The sequence below is a fragment of the Sphingopyxis sp. J-6 genome (assembly GCF_046603995.1).
Lineage (GTDB): Bacteria > Pseudomonadota > Alphaproteobacteria > Sphingomonadales > Sphingomonadaceae > Sphingopyxis.
Map to the genome: position 1 here is coordinate 3,083,235 of NZ_CP145810.1, position 21,072 is coordinate 3,104,306.

General features: G+C 65.8%; 23 protein-coding genes and 1 tRNA gene. 12 read left to right on the plus strand and 12 right to left on the minus strand.

Annotated elements, in window-relative coordinates; all coding sequences use genetic code 11:
- Positions 1-5 precede the first annotated feature (5 nt).
- Positions 6-2,249: a TonB-dependent hemoglobin/transferrin/lactoferrin family receptor gene (locus V6U71_RS14890; RefSeq protein WP_411339188.1), complete on the minus strand. Its 2,244-nt coding sequence runs from the start codon at positions 2,247-2,249 to the stop codon at positions 6-8.
- Between the two features lie 177 nt (positions 2,250-2,426).
- On the opposite strand from V6U71_RS14890, the gene V6U71_RS14895 reads away from it, so the two are divergent.
- The 3 genes from V6U71_RS14895 to V6U71_RS14905 are packed head-to-tail and all read left to right on the plus strand — an operon-like array spanning position 2,427 to position 5,146.
- Positions 2,427-3,407: a toll/interleukin-1 receptor domain-containing protein gene (locus V6U71_RS14895; RefSeq protein WP_411339189.1), complete on the plus strand. Its 981-nt coding sequence runs from the start codon at positions 2,427-2,429 to the stop codon at positions 3,405-3,407.
- Positions 3,408-4,286, plus strand: a complete 879-nt coding sequence (locus V6U71_RS14900) for a hypothetical protein (protein WP_411339190.1) — start codon at positions 3,408-3,410, stop codon at positions 4,284-4,286.
- Positions 4,287-4,288: 2 nt separating this feature from the next.
- On the plus strand, positions 4,289-5,146 hold the full coding sequence (locus V6U71_RS14905; RefSeq protein ID WP_411339191.1) for a hypothetical protein: 858 nt from the start codon (positions 4,289-4,291) through the stop codon (positions 5,144-5,146).
- Between the two features lie 21 nt (positions 5,147-5,167).
- On the opposite strand, the gene V6U71_RS14910 is transcribed toward V6U71_RS14905, so the two are convergent.
- From V6U71_RS14910 to V6U71_RS14955, 10 genes are all read right to left on the minus strand, one after another.
- Positions 5,168-5,482, minus strand: a complete 315-nt coding sequence (locus V6U71_RS14910) for a hypothetical protein (protein ID WP_411339192.1) — start codon at positions 5,480-5,482, stop codon at positions 5,168-5,170.
- Positions 5,463-6,470, minus strand: a complete 1,008-nt coding sequence (locus tag V6U71_RS14915) for a PhoH family protein (RefSeq protein WP_411339193.1) — start codon at positions 6,468-6,470, stop codon at positions 5,463-5,465. Before V6U71_RS14915 ends, V6U71_RS14910 begins: the two co-directional genes overlap by 20 nt.
- 130 nt (positions 6,471-6,600) lie before the next feature.
- A complete protein-coding gene (gene miaB / locus V6U71_RS14920) occupies positions 6,601-7,887 on the minus strand; it encodes a tRNA (N6-isopentenyl adenosine(37)-C2)-methylthiotransferase MiaB (protein ID WP_411339194.1) in 1,287 nt (428 codons plus the stop codon).
- A 70-nt stretch (positions 7,888-7,957) separates the two neighbouring features.
- Positions 7,958-8,752 (minus strand): lysophospholipid acyltransferase family protein, encoded by a 795-nt coding sequence (locus V6U71_RS14925; RefSeq protein WP_411339195.1) that lies wholly within the window; start codon positions 8,750-8,752, stop codon positions 7,958-7,960.
- On the minus strand, positions 8,724-9,149 hold the full coding sequence (locus V6U71_RS14930; RefSeq protein ID WP_054586989.1) for a Fur family transcriptional regulator: 426 nt from the start codon (positions 9,147-9,149) through the stop codon (positions 8,724-8,726). The genes V6U71_RS14925 and V6U71_RS14930 overlap by 29 nt, the downstream gene beginning before the upstream one ends.
- A gap of 133 nt (positions 9,150-9,282) precedes the next feature.
- Positions 9,283-9,714 (minus strand): MucR family transcriptional regulator, encoded by a 432-nt coding sequence (locus V6U71_RS14935; protein ID WP_411339196.1) that lies wholly within the window; start codon positions 9,712-9,714, stop codon positions 9,283-9,285.
- A gap of 115 nt (positions 9,715-9,829) precedes the next feature.
- On the minus strand, positions 9,830-10,300 hold the full coding sequence (locus V6U71_RS14940) for a GNAT family N-acetyltransferase (protein ID WP_411339197.1): 471 nt from the start codon (positions 10,298-10,300) through the stop codon (positions 9,830-9,832).
- Positions 10,297-10,914, minus strand: coding sequence for a tRNA (adenosine(37)-N6)-threonylcarbamoyltransferase complex dimerization subunit type 1 TsaB (gene tsaB / locus V6U71_RS14945; RefSeq protein ID WP_411339198.1), 618 nt, complete (start codon positions 10,912-10,914; stop codon positions 10,297-10,299). Before tsaB ends, V6U71_RS14940 begins: the two co-directional genes overlap by 4 nt.
- Positions 10,915-10,934: 20 nt before the next feature.
- The gene (locus V6U71_RS14950) at positions 10,935-11,528 is read right to left on the minus strand and encodes a malonic semialdehyde reductase (protein ID WP_411339199.1); all 594 of its coding nucleotides are present in this window, start codon (positions 11,526-11,528) and stop codon (positions 10,935-10,937) included.
- A gap of 37 nt (positions 11,529-11,565) precedes the next feature.
- Positions 11,566-12,141 carry a NifU family protein gene (locus tag V6U71_RS14955; RefSeq protein WP_411339200.1) on the minus strand — a complete coding sequence of 192 codons (576 nt, stop codon included), beginning with the start codon at positions 12,139-12,141 and terminating at the stop codon, positions 11,566-11,568.
- A 79-nt stretch (positions 12,142-12,220) separates the two neighbouring features.
- On the opposite strand from V6U71_RS14955, the gene V6U71_RS14960 reads away from it, so the two are divergent.
- A complete protein-coding gene (locus tag V6U71_RS14960) occupies positions 12,221-13,093 on the plus strand; it encodes a hypothetical protein (protein WP_411339201.1) in 873 nt (290 codons plus the stop codon).
- Between the two features lie 81 nt (positions 13,094-13,174).
- A tRNA-Thr gene (locus V6U71_RS14965) sits at positions 13,175-13,250 on the plus strand.
- 34 nt (positions 13,251-13,284) lie between these two features.
- On the opposite strand, the gene V6U71_RS14970 is transcribed toward V6U71_RS14965, so the two are convergent.
- A complete protein-coding gene (locus tag V6U71_RS14970) occupies positions 13,285-14,076 on the minus strand; it encodes a DUF2569 domain-containing protein (protein ID WP_411339202.1) in 792 nt (263 codons plus the stop codon).
- Between the two features lie 501 nt (positions 14,077-14,577).
- On the opposite strand from V6U71_RS14970, the gene V6U71_RS14975 reads away from it, so the two are divergent.
- From V6U71_RS14975 to V6U71_RS15005, 7 genes are all read left to right on the plus strand, one after another.
- Positions 14,578-14,769 carry a Flp family type IVb pilin gene (locus V6U71_RS14975; protein ID WP_411339203.1) on the plus strand — a complete coding sequence of 64 codons (192 nt, stop codon included), beginning with the start codon at positions 14,578-14,580 and terminating at the stop codon, positions 14,767-14,769.
- 76 nt (positions 14,770-14,845) lie between these two features.
- The gene (gene cpaB, locus V6U71_RS14980) at positions 14,846-15,796 is read left to right on the plus strand and encodes a Flp pilus assembly protein CpaB (protein WP_411339204.1); all 951 of its coding nucleotides are present in this window, start codon (positions 14,846-14,848) and stop codon (positions 15,794-15,796) included.
- Complete coding sequence (locus V6U71_RS14985; protein WP_411339205.1) at positions 15,786-17,240, plus strand: type II and III secretion system protein family protein; 1,455 nt, start codon at positions 15,786-15,788, stop codon at positions 17,238-17,240. The genes cpaB and V6U71_RS14985 overlap by 11 nt, the downstream gene beginning before the upstream one ends.
- Positions 17,230-17,493, plus strand: a complete 264-nt coding sequence (locus V6U71_RS14990) for a hypothetical protein (protein WP_411339206.1) — start codon at positions 17,230-17,232, stop codon at positions 17,491-17,493. The genes V6U71_RS14985 and V6U71_RS14990 overlap by 11 nt, the downstream gene beginning before the upstream one ends.
- Before the next feature lie 16 nt (positions 17,494-17,509).
- Entirely contained in the window at positions 17,510-18,697 is a 1,188-nt protein-coding gene (locus V6U71_RS14995) for an AAA family ATPase (protein ID WP_411339207.1), read from the plus strand.
- A 4-nt stretch (positions 18,698-18,701) separates the two neighbouring features.
- Entirely contained in the window at positions 18,702-20,069 is a 1,368-nt protein-coding gene (locus V6U71_RS15000) for a CpaF family protein (RefSeq protein ID WP_411339208.1), read from the plus strand.
- A gap of 1 nt (position 20,070) precedes the next feature.
- Positions 20,071-21,072 carry a type II secretion system F family protein gene (locus V6U71_RS15005; RefSeq protein ID WP_411339209.1) on the plus strand — a complete coding sequence of 334 codons (1,002 nt, stop codon included), beginning with the start codon at positions 20,071-20,073 and terminating at the stop codon, positions 21,070-21,072.

Consider the following 21,072-nt stretch of genomic DNA (forward strand, 5'->3'; position numbering starts at 1 on the left):
TTTTTCTAGAAACGGAAGCTCAGCGACACGCTCGCGCTGCGGCCGGGCTGGGTATAGGCGTCGGTCACGGTCGAGGCGGCGCCGAGACCGCGTACGTCGCTCCACCAACTGTATTTCTTGTCGAGGATGTTGAAGACGCCGGCGCGCAGCGTCAGCGCGTCGACGATGCGAACGAATGCAGTCGCGTCGAGGATGGTGAAGCCGCCGGGACGGAAGCAGTCCGCGCCGCTGCAGATCGTCGTCGGATCGCCGTCGGTGTCGGTGCCGACGGTGCGCGACACCTCCTTGCCCGCGCTGTGCGTCATGACGAGCTGGCCGCCGAAACGGCCGCCCGGTGCGCGATAGCCGATGCCGGCGACGAGCTTCAGCGGATCGATCGACGACAGCGGCAGCCGCTCCAGCCCGGTCCCGCGCACGGTGCCGGTCGCATAGGATAGGGCGAGCGTCGTATATAGGCCGGACGACGCTCGCCCCTCGAACCGCGCCTCGGCCCCCTTGACCCTGACGCGATCGAGATTGACGAATTGATAGATGGCGGGGTCGGCGAAGGTGCCGCTGCCGTCCACCACTTCCTGACTGATGAAATCCTTGTAGCGCGCCGAAAAGGCGGTGACGTCGAGGCTGACCGCATCGGATGCGAAGCGCACGCCGCCCTCGAAGCTGGTGCTGCGTTCGGGCCCGAGATCGGGGTTCGGGCGCGAGGTGTAGCCGAAGGCGAGGTTTTCGAAGAACTGGTTCACCTGGCTTGGCTCGGGTGCCTTGAAGCCCGTGGCATAGTTGGCGAAGAGCCGGATTTCGTCGGTCAGTTTCCACACCGCGCCGAATTTCGGCGATACCCGCGAACCGCTCTGGTCGGCTGCCCCGGCACCGGGGAAGAGCGGGTCCTTGCGCGGCGACAGGTCGTACCAGTCGAAGCGCAGCGCCGGGTAGAGCAGCAGGCGGCCGTCGGCGATGCCGATCTCGTCGCCGACGAACAGGCCGCCGCGCGTGAAATCGGTGGTCGGGAAAGCGCGCGACGGGAAGACGTCGGGCGGGGTCGGCAGCACGCCGTCGCGCAGCCCGCGCTGGCGCGTCTTGCTGATGTCGCCGCCAAAGACGATACGGTGGGTGATTGCGCCGGTATTGAAATCGGCGCGGGCATCGGCCGAGGCGCCGATGACCCGGTTCTCGAAGGTGTTGAGCCGTTCGCGGTCGGCGGCAGGGGTGCGGTCTTCGTCGGTGAACTGGACATCCTCGCCATCCTGCCAATAAAGCGCGACGCGCGCGAAATCGATCACGCCCTCGCCTTCCCAGCTCCAGTCGAGCGACACGCGCTTGCGCTTGCCGGTATCGACGGCCTCGAGCAGTTCGACCGTGGCGCTCTGTCCCGTCAGGCCTTCGGTGAACAGGCGGGTATCGAGATATTCGCCGGTCAGGCGCAGCTTGTGGCCGTTCGCGGGGTCGTAGACGAGGCGGGCGAGCGCGGCGTTCGAGCGGCCGTCCTGCGGATTGGGCCTGGTGCGGAGCGCACCGGTCCCGCCCTCCGCCCCCTTGTTGTCGAGTTCGTTGTAGTCGCGGCGGGTATAGGCGCCCATGATCGACCAGTCGCCGCTGCGCCCGGCGACGATCGCTGTTTCGCTGAACTCGTTGTCGGCGCTGCTGTACGACGCACGCAGAAGGCCGCCGACATTGTTGCCGTTTTCGAGGAAATCGGCCGGATCGGCGGTGACGAAGCTGACCGCACCCGCAAGCCCGTCGCTGCCATAGAGCGCCGACGATGGGCCGCGAAGGATTTCGACCGACTTGATGAGGCCGAGGTCGACATAATCGCCGCGCCCCGCCGCCTGCGCGCCGAAGCTGAACCCATCGGGCACGCGCACGCCGTCGACCTGGATCAGCACGCGGTTGCCGCCGATGCCGCGGATGTTGAAACCATCGTTGCCGGCGCGGCCGGTGGCGCTGAGTGCGGCGTTGAAGCGCGCGGGCTGGCGCTGGACGCTGACGCCGGGTTCGAAGCGGACGAGGTCGCGGATGTCGGTGACGAGTTCGTCGGCAATCTGCTCGGCGGTCTTGACGGTGATCGTCACCGGCACATCTTCGGCCAGCGCCTCGGTGCGCGTCGCGGTGACGACGATCTGGTTCTTGCGCGCCGCCCAATAGTCGCCGTCATTGTCCTGCGCGACCGCAGGCTGGGCGCCGGCCGCGAGCGCGAGGCCGAGTGCGCTGCCAGCGGCGAGACGGGACGCGAACGACGAACGAACGATAGTCAAATTTCTTCCCCTTGTTGATTGCGACTGACTCGCAATAGCGGCGCAGTAGGGGTGTCGGCACACAAGGTCAAGAGTTATGATATTGCGAGTCGTTTGCACAATATTTGGGCCGCTTGACAGGGAAGTAGCGCATTGCCCTTCCCTCCCGCGCACGCCATGATGGTGGCGGGGGAAGCCATGCCGGCACAGGTTTTCATCAGCTATTCGTCGAAGGATCGCACCGTCGCGAACATGGTGTGCGCGTTGCTCGAAGAGCGCGGGCACCGCTGCTGGATCGCGCCGCGCGACATCCTGCCCGGCGCATCATGGGGCGAAGCGATCATCGACGGGCTGAAGGAGTCGGCCGTGTTCGTGCTGGTCTTTTCGCAGAACGCCAATGCGTCACCGCAGATCCTGCGCGAGGTCGAGCGCGCGGTGCACCTGGGCCTGCCGATCATCCCGTTTCGCATCGAGGATGTGCTGCCCGAACGCAGCCTCGAATATTTCATGAGCGTGCCGCACTGGCTCGACGCGCTGTCGCCGCCGGTCGAGGACCATATCGTCCGGCTGGGCGATGTCGTCGGCCAGTTGGTGAACGGCGCGGCAGGCCGCGGTGATTATATCCCGCGCAAGCCGCGCGGCGCGAAAAGCGTGAGCTGGAACAACGCGCTGGTCCGCGCGGGCGCGGGCGGCGCAGTGCTGGCGCTGCTGCTGCTCGCCGCCTGGCTGGGCGGGCTGGCGCCACCGGAATCGCCGGTCGGCTGGCTCGCCGCGCTGCTCGCCGTCGCGATCCCCGTGGGGACGATTGCCGCCGGCGGCGCGAAACTATGGACCAGAGGCTGGGTGCGCGGCGTGCTGCTCGCGCTGCTGCTCGCCGCCGCAGCGGGATATGGCTGGACGCGCAGCGCCTATGTCATCGCCGGCGAGAATGCCGCGCCGCTGGTGCGGGGCACCGAGTGTACGCCCGATGCGAAGCTGGTGTTCGAGGCCGAATGCCCTGACCTGCCATCCGACGCGCTAGCCGATGCGGCCTATGATCCGGCGATGCTGTGGACGGCGGCGTCGATCGGGCGGGTGAAGCTGATGCTCGCCGCCGCCTGGGCGCTCGCCGCCGCGGCGGCTGCACTGCTGGTGGCAGGATGGATGGGCGGCCCGCGGCGGTTGAAACAGGAGGGATAGATGGGCAAAAGGGCAATATCGATCGCGCTGGCAACGCTTATGCCGGTGACGGCGGCGGCACAGACACCGCCCGACGCCGCGGCGCTGCACGCGATCGAGGCAAAGGTGCCGCCACAAGGCTGGTATCCCGAGGGCTATTACGACGTGCTGATTGCCGCCGAGGCCGACCAGGCCGAAATCCGGCGCCCGACGAAGGAGCTTGCAAGCGACTGGGGCGATGGCGACGGCCGGAAATATGATGTCGTCGATTGTACCACCGAAGGCCCCGACCCCGCTGCAGTCGACCCGTTGACCGCGCGCTATGGTTCGGTCGCGAGCGAGGTCGCGCGGCTGCGTTCGGAACTGTCGCGGTTGGGATTACCCGAGGCAGCCTATGCCGCGCCGCTCGCTGCATTCGAGAAAGCGAAGGTCGAAGAAGCGGCGAAGCTGACCGAGGCGCAGGTCATGGGCACCGAATATGCCGAGGACGATGCCGAAGCGAGCGAGCAGGAAGATCCCTATTTCACCCTTGCGAGGGAAGTCGAAAGCAACCGCCAGCGCCTTGCCCTCAAGACGCCGAAGGTAATCGCGGAGGGCGGCTGCGGCGCCGGCGAAGGCGGTCCCGTCATCGTCAGGACATCGCCGCCGGGCGGCGAAGTCCTGCTCGTCAATGCCTTTGCGTTCAAGGTTTGCACGCGGCGGCTGCCCGACCCGTGGGACCGCTTCAAATGCAAATGGACCGAAATCGAGACCGGCGCGCAAAAGCAGCTTTCCGGCCGCTACGTCTATCAGGTCAAATGGCCCGACGGGACGGTGCGCAAGGGAACCCGCGACATCGTCCCCAATTACGAAGATGAGGCGGTCGCGGCCGTGGTGACCTTCAAGAAAGTCGGAAGCTGACGATGGGCGGTCGGGCGATTGCGGCGCTGCTGATGCTGGCGAGCCCGTCGGTTGCCGTGGCGCAGGACGCCGCCGCCGATGACGGTGCAGCCATGAAGGCGCTGGAAGCCGATGTGCCGCAGCAGTCCTGGTACCCCGGCGGCTATTACGACATCCGCATCGCGGCCGAGGCACAGGTCGCCGAATTTCCGCGCCCGGCGAGCGACCTGCCCGCGGCGCCCGAACAATCCTATAATCTCGTTGCTTGCGATGTCGAACGGCCGGGGGACGAGACGTCCGATCCGCTGCTGGAGCGCTATGGCTATGTCGCGCTGGAAACCGCACGGCTGCGTGCCGAGCTGCGCCGGATGCATTATCCGGCCAGCATCTATGCCGAACCGCTGCTGGCTTTCGAACGCGAATCGATCGCCAGAGCCGAGGAACGGGCGACGAACGGCGATCCCTATACGTCGCTGGCCGAGGCGCTGGAGGCCGCACGCGCCGGCGCCAAGGCGCCTTTGTCCCCGGTTTTCGAATATCGCGACTGCACGCCGCCGCCGATGGCCGCGCCAAGCCGTCCCCGGTTGGGCGCGGTCCGCTCGCCGCCTGCCCCCGGCGTCAAATTCCGCACCGAGCCCCCAGCCGGCGAGCTATGGATGATCAGCGCCTTCGCCTTCAAGGTTTGCGTTCGCAAGCAGCCCGATCCGTGGGACCGCTTTGCCTGCAAATGGAACGAGGTCGAGACCGGCGTCACCAGGAACATCTCGGGCCGCTTCGTCTATCAGGTGCGCTGGCCCGACGGCACCGTGCGCAAGGGCACACGCGAAATCGCGCCCGCAAGCGGGTCGACGCCCGTAACGTTCAAGAAGGTCGGGAGTTAGTTTCTCCAAGCCATTTTGGTTTCACGGCTCATCCGTCGGTGTCCAAAGCCATCGCTGTGCGAGGTAAACCATCGTCAGCCACAACGCGGAATAACAGCACGCGGTCAGAATCCGCCCCGGTACGGTAACGAAAAACATCACTTCCGAATCAGGATTGAAAAAGGGCGGGCCGATCCAGCTCAGCGGCGCGTAATAGAGCTGGTGCGCTGCAAACCACAGGAGAGGGGCGAAGGACCCATGAACCAAAAGGGCCAGAGCGGCTGGTAAAAGCGCAACGAACAGCAAACCGCCGAGGCGCAGGCCTGTCACCCCCCGTTTAACTTCCCGGCCCTTCATAGGCATCGACGATCCGCCCGACGATCGGATGACGGACGACGTCGGCGCTGGTGAAATAGCTGACGTTGATGCCCTCGACGCCCTCAAGGCGCCCGACCGCATCGGCGAGCCCCGAGCTGGCGGGGAGCGGCAGGTCGACCTGCTTGGGGTCGCCGCAGATCACCATGCGGCTGTTCATGCCGAAGCGGGTGAGGAACATCTTCATCTGCGGGATCGTCGTGTTCTGCGCCTCGTCGAGGATGATGAAGGCGTCGGCGAGCGTGCGGCCGCGCATGAAAGCAAGCGGCGCAATCTCGATCTCGCCCGATGCGATGCGGCGCTCGACCTGTTCGGCGGGCAGGCAGTCGTGGAGCGCATCGTAGAGCGGGCGCAGATAGGGATCGACCTTTTCCTTCATGTCGCCGGGCAGGAAGCCGAGCTTCTCCCCGGCTTCGACCGCGGGGCGCGACAGGATCAGGCGCTGGACGCTGCCGGTGATGAGCTGCGCCACGGCCTGTGCGACCGCGAGATAGGTCTTGCCCGTCCCCGCCGGGCCGAGCGCGAAGATGATGTCGTCGCGGGCGAGCGCCTGCATATAGGGGACCTGGGACGGCGCGCGCGGGACGATCGTCTTCTTGCGCGTGCGGATCATCACCGTCGGCGCTTCGTCCTTGTCGTGGCGGATGATGCCGGCGAGCGTCGGCTGCGCCGACATCGCGATCACCCCGTCGACCAGCCCGGCGTCGACCTCCTGCCCCTGTTCGATGCGGTTATAGAGTTCGGTGAGCACGTCGCGGGCGCGCGCCGCGGCCTCGGCCTCACCCTCGATCTGGACGCGGTTGCCGCGCGCCGAAATATAGACGCCGAGACGGTTTTCGATCGCGACGAGGTTGCGATCAAACTCGCCGAAGAGGAGGCCCAAAAGCTGCGTTCGCTCAAATTCCGCCGTCAGTCGGACGCGGTCGCCGGGTTCGGCGGGGGTGGAGGCAGTCAGCGGGCGTTTGGACATATGGGCAAGGCTCCTTCGATCGACGACATGACTGTACTCCCGCCATGACGGGAGTCCATGACTTGCAGGCTGCGAATGCGACGGAAGGAGGCCGGGTGTGTCTTCGCGGAGACACACCGCGCCGGTCGCACTAGGCGACCTCTTCCATCAGGGCTTCGGCGCCGACGCTGTTGGCGCCGGCCGAGACGATGCGAACATCGATCATGTCGCCGATCTTGAGCCCCGGCGCGATGACATGCACCGACTGGAGCCAGGGCGACTTGCCGATGAGCTGGCCTTCGAGCTTGCCCTTGCGTTCGAGCAGCAGGCGCGTCGTGCGGCCGACGGTCGCTGCGTTAAAGGCGTGCTGTTGTTCGTTGAGCAGGGCCTGCAGCCGCTGGAGACGGTCGTTCATTACGTCTTCGGAAATCTGGCCGTCCATCGTCGCGGCGGGCGTGCCCGGGCGGCGCGAATATTTGAAACTGTACGCCATCGCATAATTGGTCGCGCGGACGATATCGAGCGTCGCCTGAAAATCATCCTCGGTCTCGCCGGGGAAGCCGACAATGAAATCTCCCGAGATGGCGATGTCGGGACGCGCGGCGCGGACGCGCTCGATCACCTTCAGATAGCTGTCGACCGAATGGCTGCGGTTCATCGCCGCGAGGATGCGGTCGCTGCCCGCCTGCACCGGCAGGTGGAGGAAGGGCATCAGCTTGTCGACCTCGCCATGCGCGGCGATCAGCCCGTCGGTCATGTCGTTCGGATGGCTGGTCGTGTAGCGGATGCGTTCGAGCCCGTCCTCGCGGGCGAGTTCACGGATCAGCCCGTCGAGGCCGATCGCCCTGCCCTTCTCGTCCTCGCCGTCCCAGGCGTTGACGTTCTGGCCGAGCAAGGTGATCTCGCGGACACCGCCCGCGACCAAAGCACGCGCCTCGGCGATCAGGTCGGCAAAGGGCCGGCTGATCTCCGCGCCGCGCGTATAGGGAACGACGCAATAGGTGCAGAATTTGTCGCAGCCTTCCTGCACGGTCAGGAAGGCGGTCGGGCGCTGGCCGCCGGCGCGCTTCGGCAGGGCGCCGAACTTGCTTTCCGCCGGCATGTCGAGATCGACCGCTTTCTCGCCCTTCGCGGCGCGCGCGATCAGGTCGGGCAGGCGGTGATAGGCCTGCGGGCCGACGACGACGTCGACGCTCGGCGCACGGCGCGCGATCTCGGCGCCCTCGGCCTGCGCGACGCAGCCGGCGACGGCGATCGTCGGGCGGCTGCCATCGGCGCGTTTCAGCCGGCCGATGTCCGAATAGACTTTCTCGGCCGCCTTTTCGCGGATGTGGCAGGTGTTGAGCACAACCAGGTCGGCATCGGCGCCATCGGCCGCGGCGACATAACCCTCGGCGCCCAGCATCTCGGCCATCCGTTCGCCGTCATAGACGTTCATCTGGCAGCCGAAGGATTTGACGTGGAAGGTCTTTGGGGAATTTTGGGGAGAGTCGGACTTCATCGGCGCGCTATAGGCGATGCAGCGCGGCGGCGGAAGGGCGGCCGACCTCGGCCATGCGGCGGGCGATCGCGGCGCGCGCGGCCTCGCTGATCGCCTTGCGATCGTGCATCACCTCGGTCGGCAGCGGGTCGAGATAGTGAATGGTCAGCGGAATCGACCGCTTGCGCGCGATCAGCCGCTTGAAATTGTCGAGGCCCGATTCGGGATCCTGCCAGGCGATGGCCGTCGCTTCGTCGCCATAGTCGAGGAAGACGGGCTGGATGCGCAGGTTGGGCGGCGGCGGGACGACCGCCTGGAACAGCGAGCCACGAAACGGCAGTAACCCGTCGCCGGGCCCCGTCGTGCCTTCGGGGAACAGCGTCACCGGGCGCCCGCGCGCCAGCGCACCGCGCAGGCTGTCTGTCTGGGCATGGATGTCGCGCCGCGCCTCGCGCTGCACGTAAATCGTGTGGTTCTGGTCGGCGAGCCAGCCCACCAGCGGCACATCCTCGACCTCCGCCTTCGACACGAAGGCCGAGCGCGCCGCGCCCCCGAGCGCGAGGATATCGAGCCAGCTCAGATGATTGGCGGCGAACAGCACGTTGCGGCGGAGCCGGGTGCCGGTGGTGCGGACGCGCAGTCCGGCGATCCAGCCGACGGCGTTGAGGAACGCCATCACCATCGGCGACGGGCGCCCGACGGCGCGATAGCAAAGATGCGGGACGATCAGGAACAGCAGCGCCAGGACCATCAGGGTCAGGCGCGCGACCGAGCGCCAGGTGATCGAGGCGCGATCAGTCGCGCTTGCGATCGAGGGAGACACCATAAAGCTCCATGCGATGGTCGACGAGGCGGAAGCCCAGCCGTTCGGCGATCACCTTTTGCAACGCCTCGAGCTCGGGATCGACGAATTCGATCACCTTGCCCGTTTCAACGTCGATCAGATGGTCGTGATGCGCCTCGGGCGCCGCTTCGTAACGCGAGCGGCCGTCACCGAAATCGTGGCGGTCGAGGATGCCCGCTTCTTCGAACAGGCGGACGGTGCGGTAAACGGTGGCGATCGAGATGCCGCTGTCGATCTTCGACGCACGTTCGTACAGCGTTTCGACGTCCGGATGATCCTCTGAATCGGAGATCACGCGGGCAATGATGCGGCGCTGCTCGGTGATGCGCAGCCCCTTTTCGTGGCACAGGGCTTCGAGGTCGATGGAACCGGTCATGCTGGCCTTTCCTGCAATATGCAGCCATGTCTTTGTTCTGCGAACTGTATAGGGTCGCACCGCCGATAGGACAAGGGCGGCACCCACTGGTCCCGCCCTTCCCTGCCCGCATGGGGCCAGATGACCGCAGGTCTTAGACCTTCTTGCGCTTGCGGCCGCCACCGCGCCCCTTCGTGCCGAGACCGATTTCCTTGGCCAGCGCGCGGCGGCGCTCGGCATAGTTCGGCGCAACCATCGGATAGTCGGCGGGCAGCCCCCATTTGGCGCGATAGTCGTCGGGGGTCATCCCGTAATGCGTCATCAGGTGGCGGCGCAGCATCTTCAGCTTCTTGCCATCCTCGAGGCAGACGATGTGATCGGGCTTCACCGACGACCGGATCGAAACCGCAGGCACCGGCTTTTCCTCCGGAACTTCCTGATGACCGAGGTTGGAGAGCGCGGCGTGGACATTGTTGATCAGTACCGCGAGATCGGAGATTGCGACGCTGTTGTTGCTGACGTGCGCCGCGACAATGTCGGCGGTCAACGTCACAAGCATTTCAGAAGTATCGGCTTGATCCGACATGAGAGCGTATCCTTATCATTTTCCCAGAAGAGCAGGCAAGAATATCAGCGTTATTCTTCCGCCTGTCGATTATCCTGCCAGACAAATGCCGGAGCCGCAACGGTAGAATACTAAGTTATAACCGTACGCCCGACCGCCGCATGGTAATCGCGTCGCGCAGGACGCCGTCGGCGCCGCGGTAATAGGCCGGGCGGCGCCCGCACTCCGAAAAACCGGCGCTCTGGTAAAGATGAACAGCATCATTGTCGGCGCGCATTTCGAGGAAATAGTCGTCGGCGCCTTCAAGCAGCGCCCATTGCTGCCAATCGTCCATCAACAACTTGCCGACGCCCCGCCCCCGCGCGGCAGGATCGACCGCGAGCAGCAAAAGCTCGCTCTCCGGCCCCCCGACGCGCGCGGCGGAAAAGCCGCACGGCCGGTCACCGTCCCACGCGAGCGAAACGCGCGCCGACGGCAGGGCAAAGAGCGTCAGCAACTGCGCTGCGCTCCACGCTTCGCCATAAACGGGATCGAAGGCGGCCTCCATCACACGCATCACGGCGGGCAGGTCGGCGACCCGCGCGGTGGCAAGGCGGATCGCCGTCACGCCGCCCCCATCGGCTTGGCGTCGGGCGCGCGGCCATAGATCGGACTGGGATCGTCGAACAGCGCGCTGCCCGGGAGCCCGATGAAAGCCGCCGCATCGGGTAGCGAAGACAAGGCGCGCCCCGAACCGCGGCGCGCGACGAAAGGTTCGGCCCGATTGCCGACGACAAGCGTATCCTCGATCAGCACCGCGTCGTCGGGGAGCAACGATCGCACCGCAGCGCGGGGCGACAGGTCGGCGGCGAAAGGCTGGACGAACCATTGGCCGTGCCCGCCCTCCATCACGACAAGGCCGCCGTCGGCAGCCGCGATCGCATCGGCGGCGCCCGCCGCGACGAGGGCGAGGGTCGAAAAGCCATGCACCGGCACCTGCCAGCCGAGCGCGAGCCCGCGCGCCGCCGCGACGCCGATGCGCACGCCGGCGAAGCTGCCGGGCCCACAGCCGACGAGGATCATATCGGCGCGGCCACCGTCCTTGAGTTCGGCGATCAGCGGCACCAGCCGTTCGGCATGGCCGCGGCCGATGACCTCGTGACGGCGATCGACGATAGCGCCCTCCTCCAGCAACGCCACCGAACAGGCCTCACTCGCCGAATCGATGACCAGTTGCCGCATCGAGGAGCCGGAACGTCCGCTCAGGCGATGCGGTTGAAGCGGCCGAAGTCAGGCCGCGGGCTGCGTTCGAAAACGCTCGCCGGATCGCCGTAACCGAGCGTCGAGATGAAGTTGCTCTTCACGTTCGGCTGGTCGGCGAAGAAGGCCGCATCGACTGCGGCATTGTCGAAGCCCGACATCGGGCCCGTGTCGAGGCCGAGCGCGCGCGCCGCGAGGATGAAATAGGCGCCCTGGAGGCTCGAATTGCGGAAAGCGGTCGTCTCGGCATGCGCCGCGTTGCCCGCGAACCAGCTCCGCGCGTCGGTATGCGGAAACAGCTCGGGCAGATGCTCGTAAAATTCATTGTCCATCGCGATGATCGCGGTCACCGGCGCCGCGAGGATCTTTTCGGCGTTCGCGGGCATGGTGAGCGGCGCGAGCTTTTGCTTCGCTTCATCCGAAACGCACCAGATGATCCGCGCCGGCAGCGCATTGGCGCTGGTCGGACCATATTTCATCAGGTCCCAGATCGCGTGCAATTGCGCTTCCGATACCGGCTTGTCGACATAGCCGTTATAGGTGCGCGCGGTACGAAACAGCTGGTCGAGGGCGCTATCGGAAAGCGGCTCGCTCATCGGGCATTCTCCTGTCGGGATGGGCTGGTCGGGGTCCTCAGACGGCGTGGACGGCCGTCACTTCGGGCACATAATGTTTGAGCAGCGATTCGATGCCGTTCTTCAGCGTCGCGGTCGACGACGGGCAGCCGGCGCAGGCACCCTGCATCTTCAGATAGACATTGCCCTTGTCGAAGCCGCGATAGACGATGTCGCCGCCGTCGTTGGCGACCGCCGGGCGGACGCGCGTTTCGATAAGTTCCTTGATCTGCTCGATGATGTCGGCGTCGGCGGGGTCGTCGGCGAAACCGGCCTCATCCTCTGGCGGCACCGAAAAGCCGGCGGCGGCCGGGTGGAACAGCGGCAGACCGCCGAGGAAATGATCCATGACGATGCCGAGCACGTCGGGCTTCACATCGGCCCATTCGGCGCCCGGCGCGATCGTCACCGAAACGAAGTCGCGGCCGAAGAAGACGCCGGTGACGTCGCCGAGCGTGAAGAGCGCGCTCGCCAGCGGCGACGCCTCGCCCTCTTCGGGGCTGGCAAAGTCGCGCGTCCCCGACTCCATCACGGCCCGGCCGGGCAGGAATTTGAGCGTCGCGGGATTCGGCGTCGATTCGGTTTCGATCAGCATGGGGTGCATGTGGGACGCCACGGCCCTTTGTGCAAGATAACATAGATGCGCCGCACCATAGATGCGCTAGGGACGTGCGATGCGCCGCTTCGCCCATTTTGCCGCCCTCGACTGGTCCGGCGCGCGTGGACTGCGGCAGCGCGGGATTGCGCTGGCGGTAGCGAGCGGCGCGGCTGCCCCGGCGCTCGTGCGGCCGGGACATGTCTGGTCGCGCGCCGAAATACTGGACTGGCTCGAGGCGATCGCAGCGACGGGTGAGGACATGCTGATCGGGTTCGACTTTTCGGCCGCCTTCGCCTTTGCCGACCGCGGCGCCTATTTCCCGCTCTGGGACGACAGCCCCGCCGACCTGCCGGGCCTGTGGGCGCTGGTCGAGCGGCTGGCCGCAGGCGAACCGCATTACGAGATCGGTGCCTTCCTCGCCCATCCCGAAGCCCGGCGCCATTTCCGCCACGCCCGCGGCGACACCGGCGACCTGTTCGAGCCCGGCGCGGGGCGACTGCGCCTCGTCGAGCAGCATCAGCGTGCGACGAAGCAGGCGGCGAGCGTCAGCAACTTCAACCTCGTCGGCGCGGCGCAGGTCGGCAAGGCCAGCCTCGCGGGGATGCGGCTGCTCCACCGGCTGCGCGGGCGCATCCCGCTCTGGCCGCTCGACCCGGTGCCCGCGCAAGGTCCGCTGCTCGTCGAAATCTACACCAGCCTTGCGGCGCGCGCCGCCGGGATGGCCGCGGGGCGCAGCAAGATCCGCGACGGCGCCGCGCTCGACGCCGCCCTCGCCACGCTCGGCTCGCCGCCCGCCGGCATCCGCGGCCCGGTCAGCGACCACGCCAGCGACGCGCTGCTCGCCGCCGCCTGGCTTCGCGCCATCGCGCCCGCGCCGGCGAGCTGGTCCCCTGCCCCGCTGACCGACGAGCTTGCCCGTACCGAAGGCTGGACCTTCGGCATCGTCTGACGCTTTTTCGCGGGGCGACGGTTTCTGACGATCGGATGTTTCCATCCGGCCGGAAAATGCTCTAGGGGGCGCAAATGGCGCGCCGGCTTAGCTCAGTTGGTAGAGCACCTGATTTGTAATCAGGGGGCCACGGGTTCGAATCCTGTAGCCGGCACCAGTTCCGCCTTCTTCGCCATCGACCGCCACCCTGACTAGGCAGGCTGGCGCCAGCGGTAGGTGACGTTCACGCGCTCGGACAGCAGCAGATAGGGCATCCACACGACGATGCTGATGAATGCCTTCTGGAGGTTGCTGGTCAGCAGCGGGACGATCGCCGCCGCGACCTCGGCAGGCAGATGGGGGGCGCCGCTGACATATTCGGCGATGGAAATCTGCGAGGCTACATCGACGCCCCACGTCAGCAGCAGCATGCGCGGGAAAAAGGGCATCCGGCGCAGCGCCATGAAGAAACAGAAGGCATAGAGGAAATTCATGACGATCAGGTCGGTCGCCATCGCGAAATAGATCATCTGGCCCCAGACCGGCGACGATCCGGTCATCGCCGGTACCCCCGCCATGAATTCGGCGGTGCGCACGGGAATATTGAGCAGCATGCCGAGCAGCAGCGACGCCATGACCCCGACCGGGCCAAAAGCGGGATGCTCGCGCGCCGCCAGTGCGCCCAGTGAGCGCCAGTTGCCGATGCGCGCGAGGCGGATTTCGGGCTGCGCGAAATCGGTACCACGCGGGAAAAGCGCGTTCGCCGCCCAATAGGCAAGGAACGGGCTGGCGAGGATCAGCATATGCGGGACGAGCAGCACCAGCAGCGACGACAGGCCGGTTGCGGGCGTCGCGGGGAACAGGATGCGCGCGAGACAGATCAGCGCAACGACGACGGTCCAGCCGAGCAACAGGCCGCGAACCTTGCTTTCCAGCGGCGCGACGAAACGCACGCTCTGGCGGAACAGCCGCTCCCTGATCGTCCGGATTGCCGCGCTGGTCATGCTGCAAAGCGTCTCCTGCTGCGGCGTTTATGTATAACCGGCATGGTTAACAAATGATTTGAAGCCCGATCGGTTGCAGCGCCCCATGCAGCCACTGGCTGTTACCCACCGGTCGAGATGGACGTGCTGCAACGCCGTTTCGGCGAAAAGCGCCAAGGTAACCGGCGGTTACGAATCGGCACCTGCGACTCGCAAGGAAATCAATTGATATGAACTTTGAATCGCGTTGAAGTTGAAAATGGTTAATGCAAAATACTTACCAAGCCCTTGCTAACATAGGTTAATATTCTGTTGACCGTCGGATGCAAAAGGGATTGAATCAACTGGTTCCTGAGGGGGGGCCGCATTGACAGGTTGAACCGGCGCAAGCCGCAGTTTCAATACCGGGTCGCGTCGGTTCTTGTGCACTCCTTCCCCCGGGAAATGTCTGGCCGCCTCCATGGGGGGGGAGGGCAGACATCGCCGCTTTCCTGACCCGGAGGCGGTAACAGGAGTCAGACCATGAAGAATTTTCTGAAGAATTTCGTGCGTGACGAAAGCGGCGCTTCGGCCGCTGAATATGTCCTCATCCTCGCAATCGTCGGTTCGACTATTGCTGTTGGCGCGCTTGCGCTGGGCGGCGCTATCAGCGATTCGCTGACGGCCGCTGGAACGGCGATTGAGAGCTACGAAATCGAGCCCGCCGCGGGCTAAGTCCCCAAATGTCTTATCGGCCGGACATTAGATAAGTGTCCGGCCGATATTGTTCAGCTCATTGGGGGTGGGCCAAATGTTTTCGGGACGAAATGGTATAATCGCCGGGGCGGCAATCATATTGGGTTTGTTCGTCGTATTTTTGGCGAACTCCTTTTTCAGCGGGGTCGAAAAGCAAAAGAAGCTGCAAGCCGAGCAATCGCAGCTCGTCCAGGTTCTCGTTGCATCACAGCCTCTGGATTTCGGTTCTGTCCTGACCCCTGAAAATACAAGATTGGTGCCTTGGCCAGCCGGTTCGCTGCCCGAAGGCGCGTTCAAAACATCCATCGGCGTCGTCAACAATCCCCGCGGCTCGCGCGTCGCGCTACGGCCGATTGCTATCGGCGAACCCATCCTCGCTTCCAAGATCAGCGGTATCGGAGGGCGCGCAGCGGTTTCGGCGCTGCTGCCCGACGGCATGCGCGCAGTAGCAGTCGGCGTCAACGCGGTAACCGGAGTCGGCGGCTTGGTGACGCCCGGCGATGTCGTCGATGTGCTGGTGACCCGTGAAATGGGTGGTCAGGATGCCAACGACAAAGACCAGATGACCGACATCGTGCTCGAAAAGGTGCGGGTGATCGCGATCGACCAGGTGTCCGACGAAGACAAGACCGATCCCAAGGTCGCGAAGACCGCGACGCTGGAGGTCGATGCCGTCGGCGCGCAGAAACTCGCCTTGGCCACCGAGATCGGGACGATCTCGCTCGCGCTGCGCAATGTGACGAGCATCGAGGATGGCGCCAACATGACGGTGACCCAGCAGGATCTGGGCAGCGGCTGGCTCTCGGCACCGCGCCGTTCGCAGCCGCAGTCTTCGCCGGGCCTCGCCGGACTGCCGCCGGGCTTCCTGAGCGAAGCGCCGATGGCCGCGCCGCGCTATGCCCCGCTTCGCGCACCCGCCGCGCCGCCGCGCCCTGCCGGCCCGTCGGTCGAGATCGTCCGCGGCACCACGCCGACAACCTATGAGGTCAAACGCCATGGCTCGTGATTATCGCCGCGGCGCCATGCGCCTGATCCTGCTGCCGCTGGCCTTCGCGGCAGCGCTTCCCGCCGCACAGGCGCAGATGAGCGCCGCCGGCATCCACGCCGGCCAGCTCGACGTGCCGCTGAACAAGAGCCAGACGGTGACGCTCGACCGTCCCTTTGGCCGCGCGATGATCGGGTCCGACGAGATCGCCGACATCATGCCGATCTCCGACCGCTCCATCTATGTCCTCGGCAAGAAGATGGGGACGACCAGCCTGACCGTCTACGACAAGGGCGGACGCGTCATCACCATCGTCGATGTCGCGGTCGGCCCCGACGTGCTGTCGCTGCGCCGTCAGCTTTCCGAACTGATGCCGGGCGAGCCGATCGACGCGCGCATCTCGAACGACGCGGTCGTGCTGTCGGGCGTCGTCAGCAGCGCTTCCGCGGCGCAGAATGCGGTCCAAATCGCCGGGACTTATGCGGGCGACAAGGTCGTCAACATGATGGGGATCGGGTCGAGTCAGCAGGTGATGCTGGAGGTCCGCTTTTCCGAGATCAACCGCCAGACCGGCAAGGAAATCGGCGTCAGCGGCTTTTTCCGCAACGGCTCGGGCAGTTTCGACGGTGTGATCGGCAACGGCGCGTCGCTGATCCCCGATGTCGATACGGGCAACGGCGTACTGAAACTGGGATCGATTACCGACAGCTTCGGCATCTTCCGCAAAAGCTTCAGCCTTGGCGGGCTCGACATATTGGGCGTCCTCGACAGTCTTGAGAACAAGGGTCTGGCCAAGACGCTCGCCGAACCGACGCTCGTCGCGCTGTCGGGCGAAAAGGCAAGCTTCCTCGCCGGCGGCGAATTTCCCATCCCCGTCGTTCAGGGCGGTGGTGGCATCGGTGGCAACAATGGCGCAAGCATCACGATCGAGTTCAAGCCCTTCGGCGTCAGCCTCGGCTTCACCCCGACGATCCTCGCCGACGGGGTGATCAACATGATCGTCGAGCCCGAAGTCAGCTCGATCGATCCCAATAATTCGATCGTCCTCAACGACATCACCATCCCCGGGCTGCAGACACGGCGCGCGTCGACGACGCTCGAACTGCGCGACGGCGAATCCTTCGCCATCGCCGGGCTGATCCGGCAGGACTTCGCGACCACGGTGCGTCAGGTGCCGCTGCTCGGGTCGATTCCGATCATCGGTTCGCTGTTCCGCTCGTCGGGCTTCAAGCGCGGCGAGACCGAGCTGCTGATCGTCGTCACGCCGCGCCTCGTCCAGCCGATCCGGCCGAACCAGGTCGCGCTGCCCACCGAACGCGTCGGCGACGCGAAGGAACTCGACCTGTTCCTGCTCGGCCGCACCGACGGCGCGGTGCCCGCCGTGCCGCCGATCGACCAGACCGCGCCGCCGGCAAAGCCGCGCGCCCCGGCGACTGCCCAGGAAGGAAGCGGTTATGAATATTGATCGTCGCATCGCCGCCGCAGCCGGCCTCGCGCTGATCGCGGCGGGCTGTACCCCGACCGATGCCACCTTCGGCAATGCAGTGCGGCAGACGATGGCGGCGCAGGTCGTCAATCCCGACCCGCAATATGACGATCCGGTCCCGACGACCGAGGGGGCCAAAGGGGCCGAAGCGGTCGAGCGATACCGGACGGACAAGGTGAAAAAACCCGACACGATCCGCACGACCGACACCGACACCGGCTCGCCGCGATAAGACGAGGGGTGGTTCCGTGGGCAAGAATATCGACATGGGACCGGCCGCCAGCGATGGATTTCTGCGCTTGAACTGCAAGATCAAACTGCTGATCTCCGACGAGGAATTCGGACGGTCGGCGCTCTCCCGCGACGAGTTTTCGGATCTGTCCTTCGAACTGGTCAGCCTCGGCGCCGATGCGCCGGTGCGGCCCGACATGATCGGCGATGCCGAATTGCTGGTCGTCGAGCTGCACGCCGGCGATCCGCGCTCGATGCAGCGGCTGACCGCGCTGCGCGCCCGCTATCCCGCCATGCCGCTGATCGTCGCGATGCGCGACGGCGACCTCGCCACCACGCGTGCGCTGATCCGGCAAGGCGTCGACGATGTCATCGCGCTGCCGATCCAGCGCGCCGAGTTCGACGACGCCGTCAACAATCTGCTTGCCGCAACGGCAAAGGAAGCGACGCGCGAAGCAGGACTGGCGCCGGTCATCGCGGTGGCGCAAAGCGTCGGCGGGATCGGCGCAACGACGGTGGCGACCCACCTCGCCCACTATCTCGGCGCGATCGGCGAAGGCGGCTGCTGCCTCGTCGACCTCGATCTCCAGTTCGGCAATGCCGCCTCCTATCTCGGCCGTTCGTCGGGGCTGACGATGGACGACCTGCTCGACGCCGGCACGCGCGCCGATGGCGAATTGCTGCGCACCGTCGCGGCGGCCGACGAAGGCATCGCGGTGATCGCGGCGCCCGAAAAGATCGCGCCGCTCGAGGCGGTCGAGGTCGACCAGCTCATGCGCGTGCTCGACCTTGCGCGGCGGCAATATGGCCATGTCGTGCTCGACCTGCCCGGCAACTGGGCGAACTGGACGCTGTCGGCGATCGACAAGGCCGACCTGATCCTGCTCGTCGTCGACCTGTCGATCGGCAGCCTGCGCCAGGCGCGGCGGCGGCTGACGCTGTTCGAGGAAACCGGCATCGACCCGGCGCGCATCCGGATCGTCGCCAATCGCATCGAAAAGCGCATGTTCCGGACGATCGGGGTACAGGACGCCGCCGACGCGCTGCACTACCCCGTCTTCGCGACCGTCCACAGCGACTATGCCGTCGTCCAGTCGGCGCAGGATCAGGGCGTGCTCGTCGGATCGATCGCGCGCAAGAACAAGGTCGCTGCCGATCTGGCCGCGCTGGCGGAACAGGTCGTCGGCGCACTGGGCGGGGGCTGAGCGCATGTGGCAGGTCCAGAAGCGAAAGAATGCGGGCGCCGAAGAAGCGCCGGCGCCGGTGGCGGGTCCCGCCGGCGCGGAGAATGGCGGCGACCGCGCGGCCGCGCTGCTCCTCCTCAAAGTACAGGTCCATCGCGAGTTACTCGACGAAATCAACCTCGCCCAGCTCGACAAGATGTCGCGCGCGCAGATCGAGGCGGAAGCCGGCGACGTCATCACCAATATCCTCGGCCGGCACCAGATGGCGCTGACCGCCGCGGAACGCAAAATGCTCGTCAGCAACGTTCTCGACGAACTCCTCGGCCTCGGCCCGCTCGAACCGTTGCTGCAGGACGAGACGATCACCGATATTCTCGTCAACGGTCACGCCACGGTCTTCGTCGAACGCATGGGCCTGCTCGAACGCGTCGGTACGCGTTTCAAGGACGAACGGCATCTTTTCCGGATCATCCAGAAGATAGCGAGCGGGGTGGGACGCCGCATCGACGAGTCCTCGCCCTTCGTCGACGCGCGCCTGCCGAACGGATCGCGCGTCAACGCGATCGTGCCGCCGCTGGCACTCGACGGCTCGCTGCTCTCGATCCGTAAATTTTCGCACATCCCGATCAACATGGCGAAGCTGGTCGAATTCGGCAGCGTTCCCGCCGCGATTGCCGAGGTGCTGGAGGGCGTCGTCGCGGCGCGGCGCAATATCCTGATCTCGGGGGGGACGGGCTCGGGCAAGACGACGCTGCTCAACGCGGTGTCCTCGTTCATCGACGAGCGCGAACGCATCGTCACCATCGAGGATTCGGCCGAACTGCAATTGCAGCAAGAACATGTCGCGCGCCTCGAGACGCGTCCCGCGAATATCGAGGGCCGCGGCGAGGTGACGCAGCGCGATCTTGTCAAGAATGCGCTTCGTATGCGGCCCGACCGGATCATCATCGGCGAGGTGCGCGCCGGCGAGGCGTTCGACATGTTGCAGGCGATGAACACCGGTCACGACGGTTCGATGACCACCGTCCACGCCAACACCGCCCGCGACGCGCTGGCCCGCGTCGAACAGATGGTCAGCATGAGCGGGATCGAGATGTCGCCGCGCGCCGCGCGGGCCCAAATCGCCTCGGCCATCAATGTCGTCGTCCAGATCGGCCGCCTGTCGGACGGGCGCCGCCGCCTGCTCAGCCTTTCCGAGATCACCGGGATGGAGGGCGATATCGTTACCATGCAGGATATTTTCCTGTTCCGCATGACCGGCCGCGATGCCGACAACCGGGTCCTCGGTCATTTCGAGGCGACAGGAATCCGTCCGAAGTTCCTCGATACCTTGTCGGCATATGGGATCGAACTGGCGCCCGACCTGTTCCGGCCCGACCGGCCGGTGGCCTGAGATGAGCGACACCGCCCTTCGTTTCGTGACCATGGTGGTGCTTTTCGCCTTCATCGTTCTGGTCGCGCAACTGGCGGGCGGCGCCATCGCCGACCGGCGCAGCAAGAGCCGGGCGGTCAATGCGCGTCTGCGGATGATCGAGGCGGGGGTCGACCGCGAAATGGTCACCGCCCGGTTGCGCAAGGACGTGCCGCACGACATTCCGGGAGCCCCGCGCTGGGTTTCCAACGCGGCGCGTGCGTTTCACCGCATGCTCAACGCCGCCAACATCAAACGCTCGCCGCTCGAGATCTTCATCTTCATGCTGCTCGGGGCGGCGATAGTCACGGCTGCCGTTCTCACATTGGCGGGATGGTCCGGCACCGCGGTCACCATCGGGGTCATCCAGCTTGCGATGGCGGTGGGCATCGTCGTCGGCCTGCTCCTGCCCTGGATGGTGATCGGCCGGCTGGCCGATGCGCGGCGGCGGCGCATGGAAAGCCAGTTTCCGGTCGCGCTCGACGTCTTTGTCCGCGGGCTGCGCGCCGGGCATCCGATCCCGGCCGCGCTCAACCTGCTGGTCGAGGAGATGGAAGATCCGGTCGGCACCGAATTCGGCATCGTCGCCGACGAGATCGCGTTCGGTTTCGGCCTGCGCGAAGCCTTGGCGCGGATGGCCGAACGGTGGGGCCTCCCCGACATCGACATATTCGTCGTATCGGTCTCGGTCCAGATGGAAACCGGCGGCAATCTCGCCGAAATCCTCGAGAATCTGGGCCGGGTCATCCGCGAGCGCGCCAGCATGTTCATGAAGGTCCGCGCCCTGAGTTCGGAGGGCCGGATGACCGCTCTCGTCCTGACCGTACTACCTATTCTGGCGTTCATCGGCCTGTTTACCGTCAGGCCGGCCTTCTATCTCGATGTTGCCGACGATCCGATCTTCATCATCGGTTTTGCGGCCATATTGCTGCTCTACCTGGTCGGCTTCCTTGCGATCCGGAAGATGGTGGACCTGAAGGTCTGA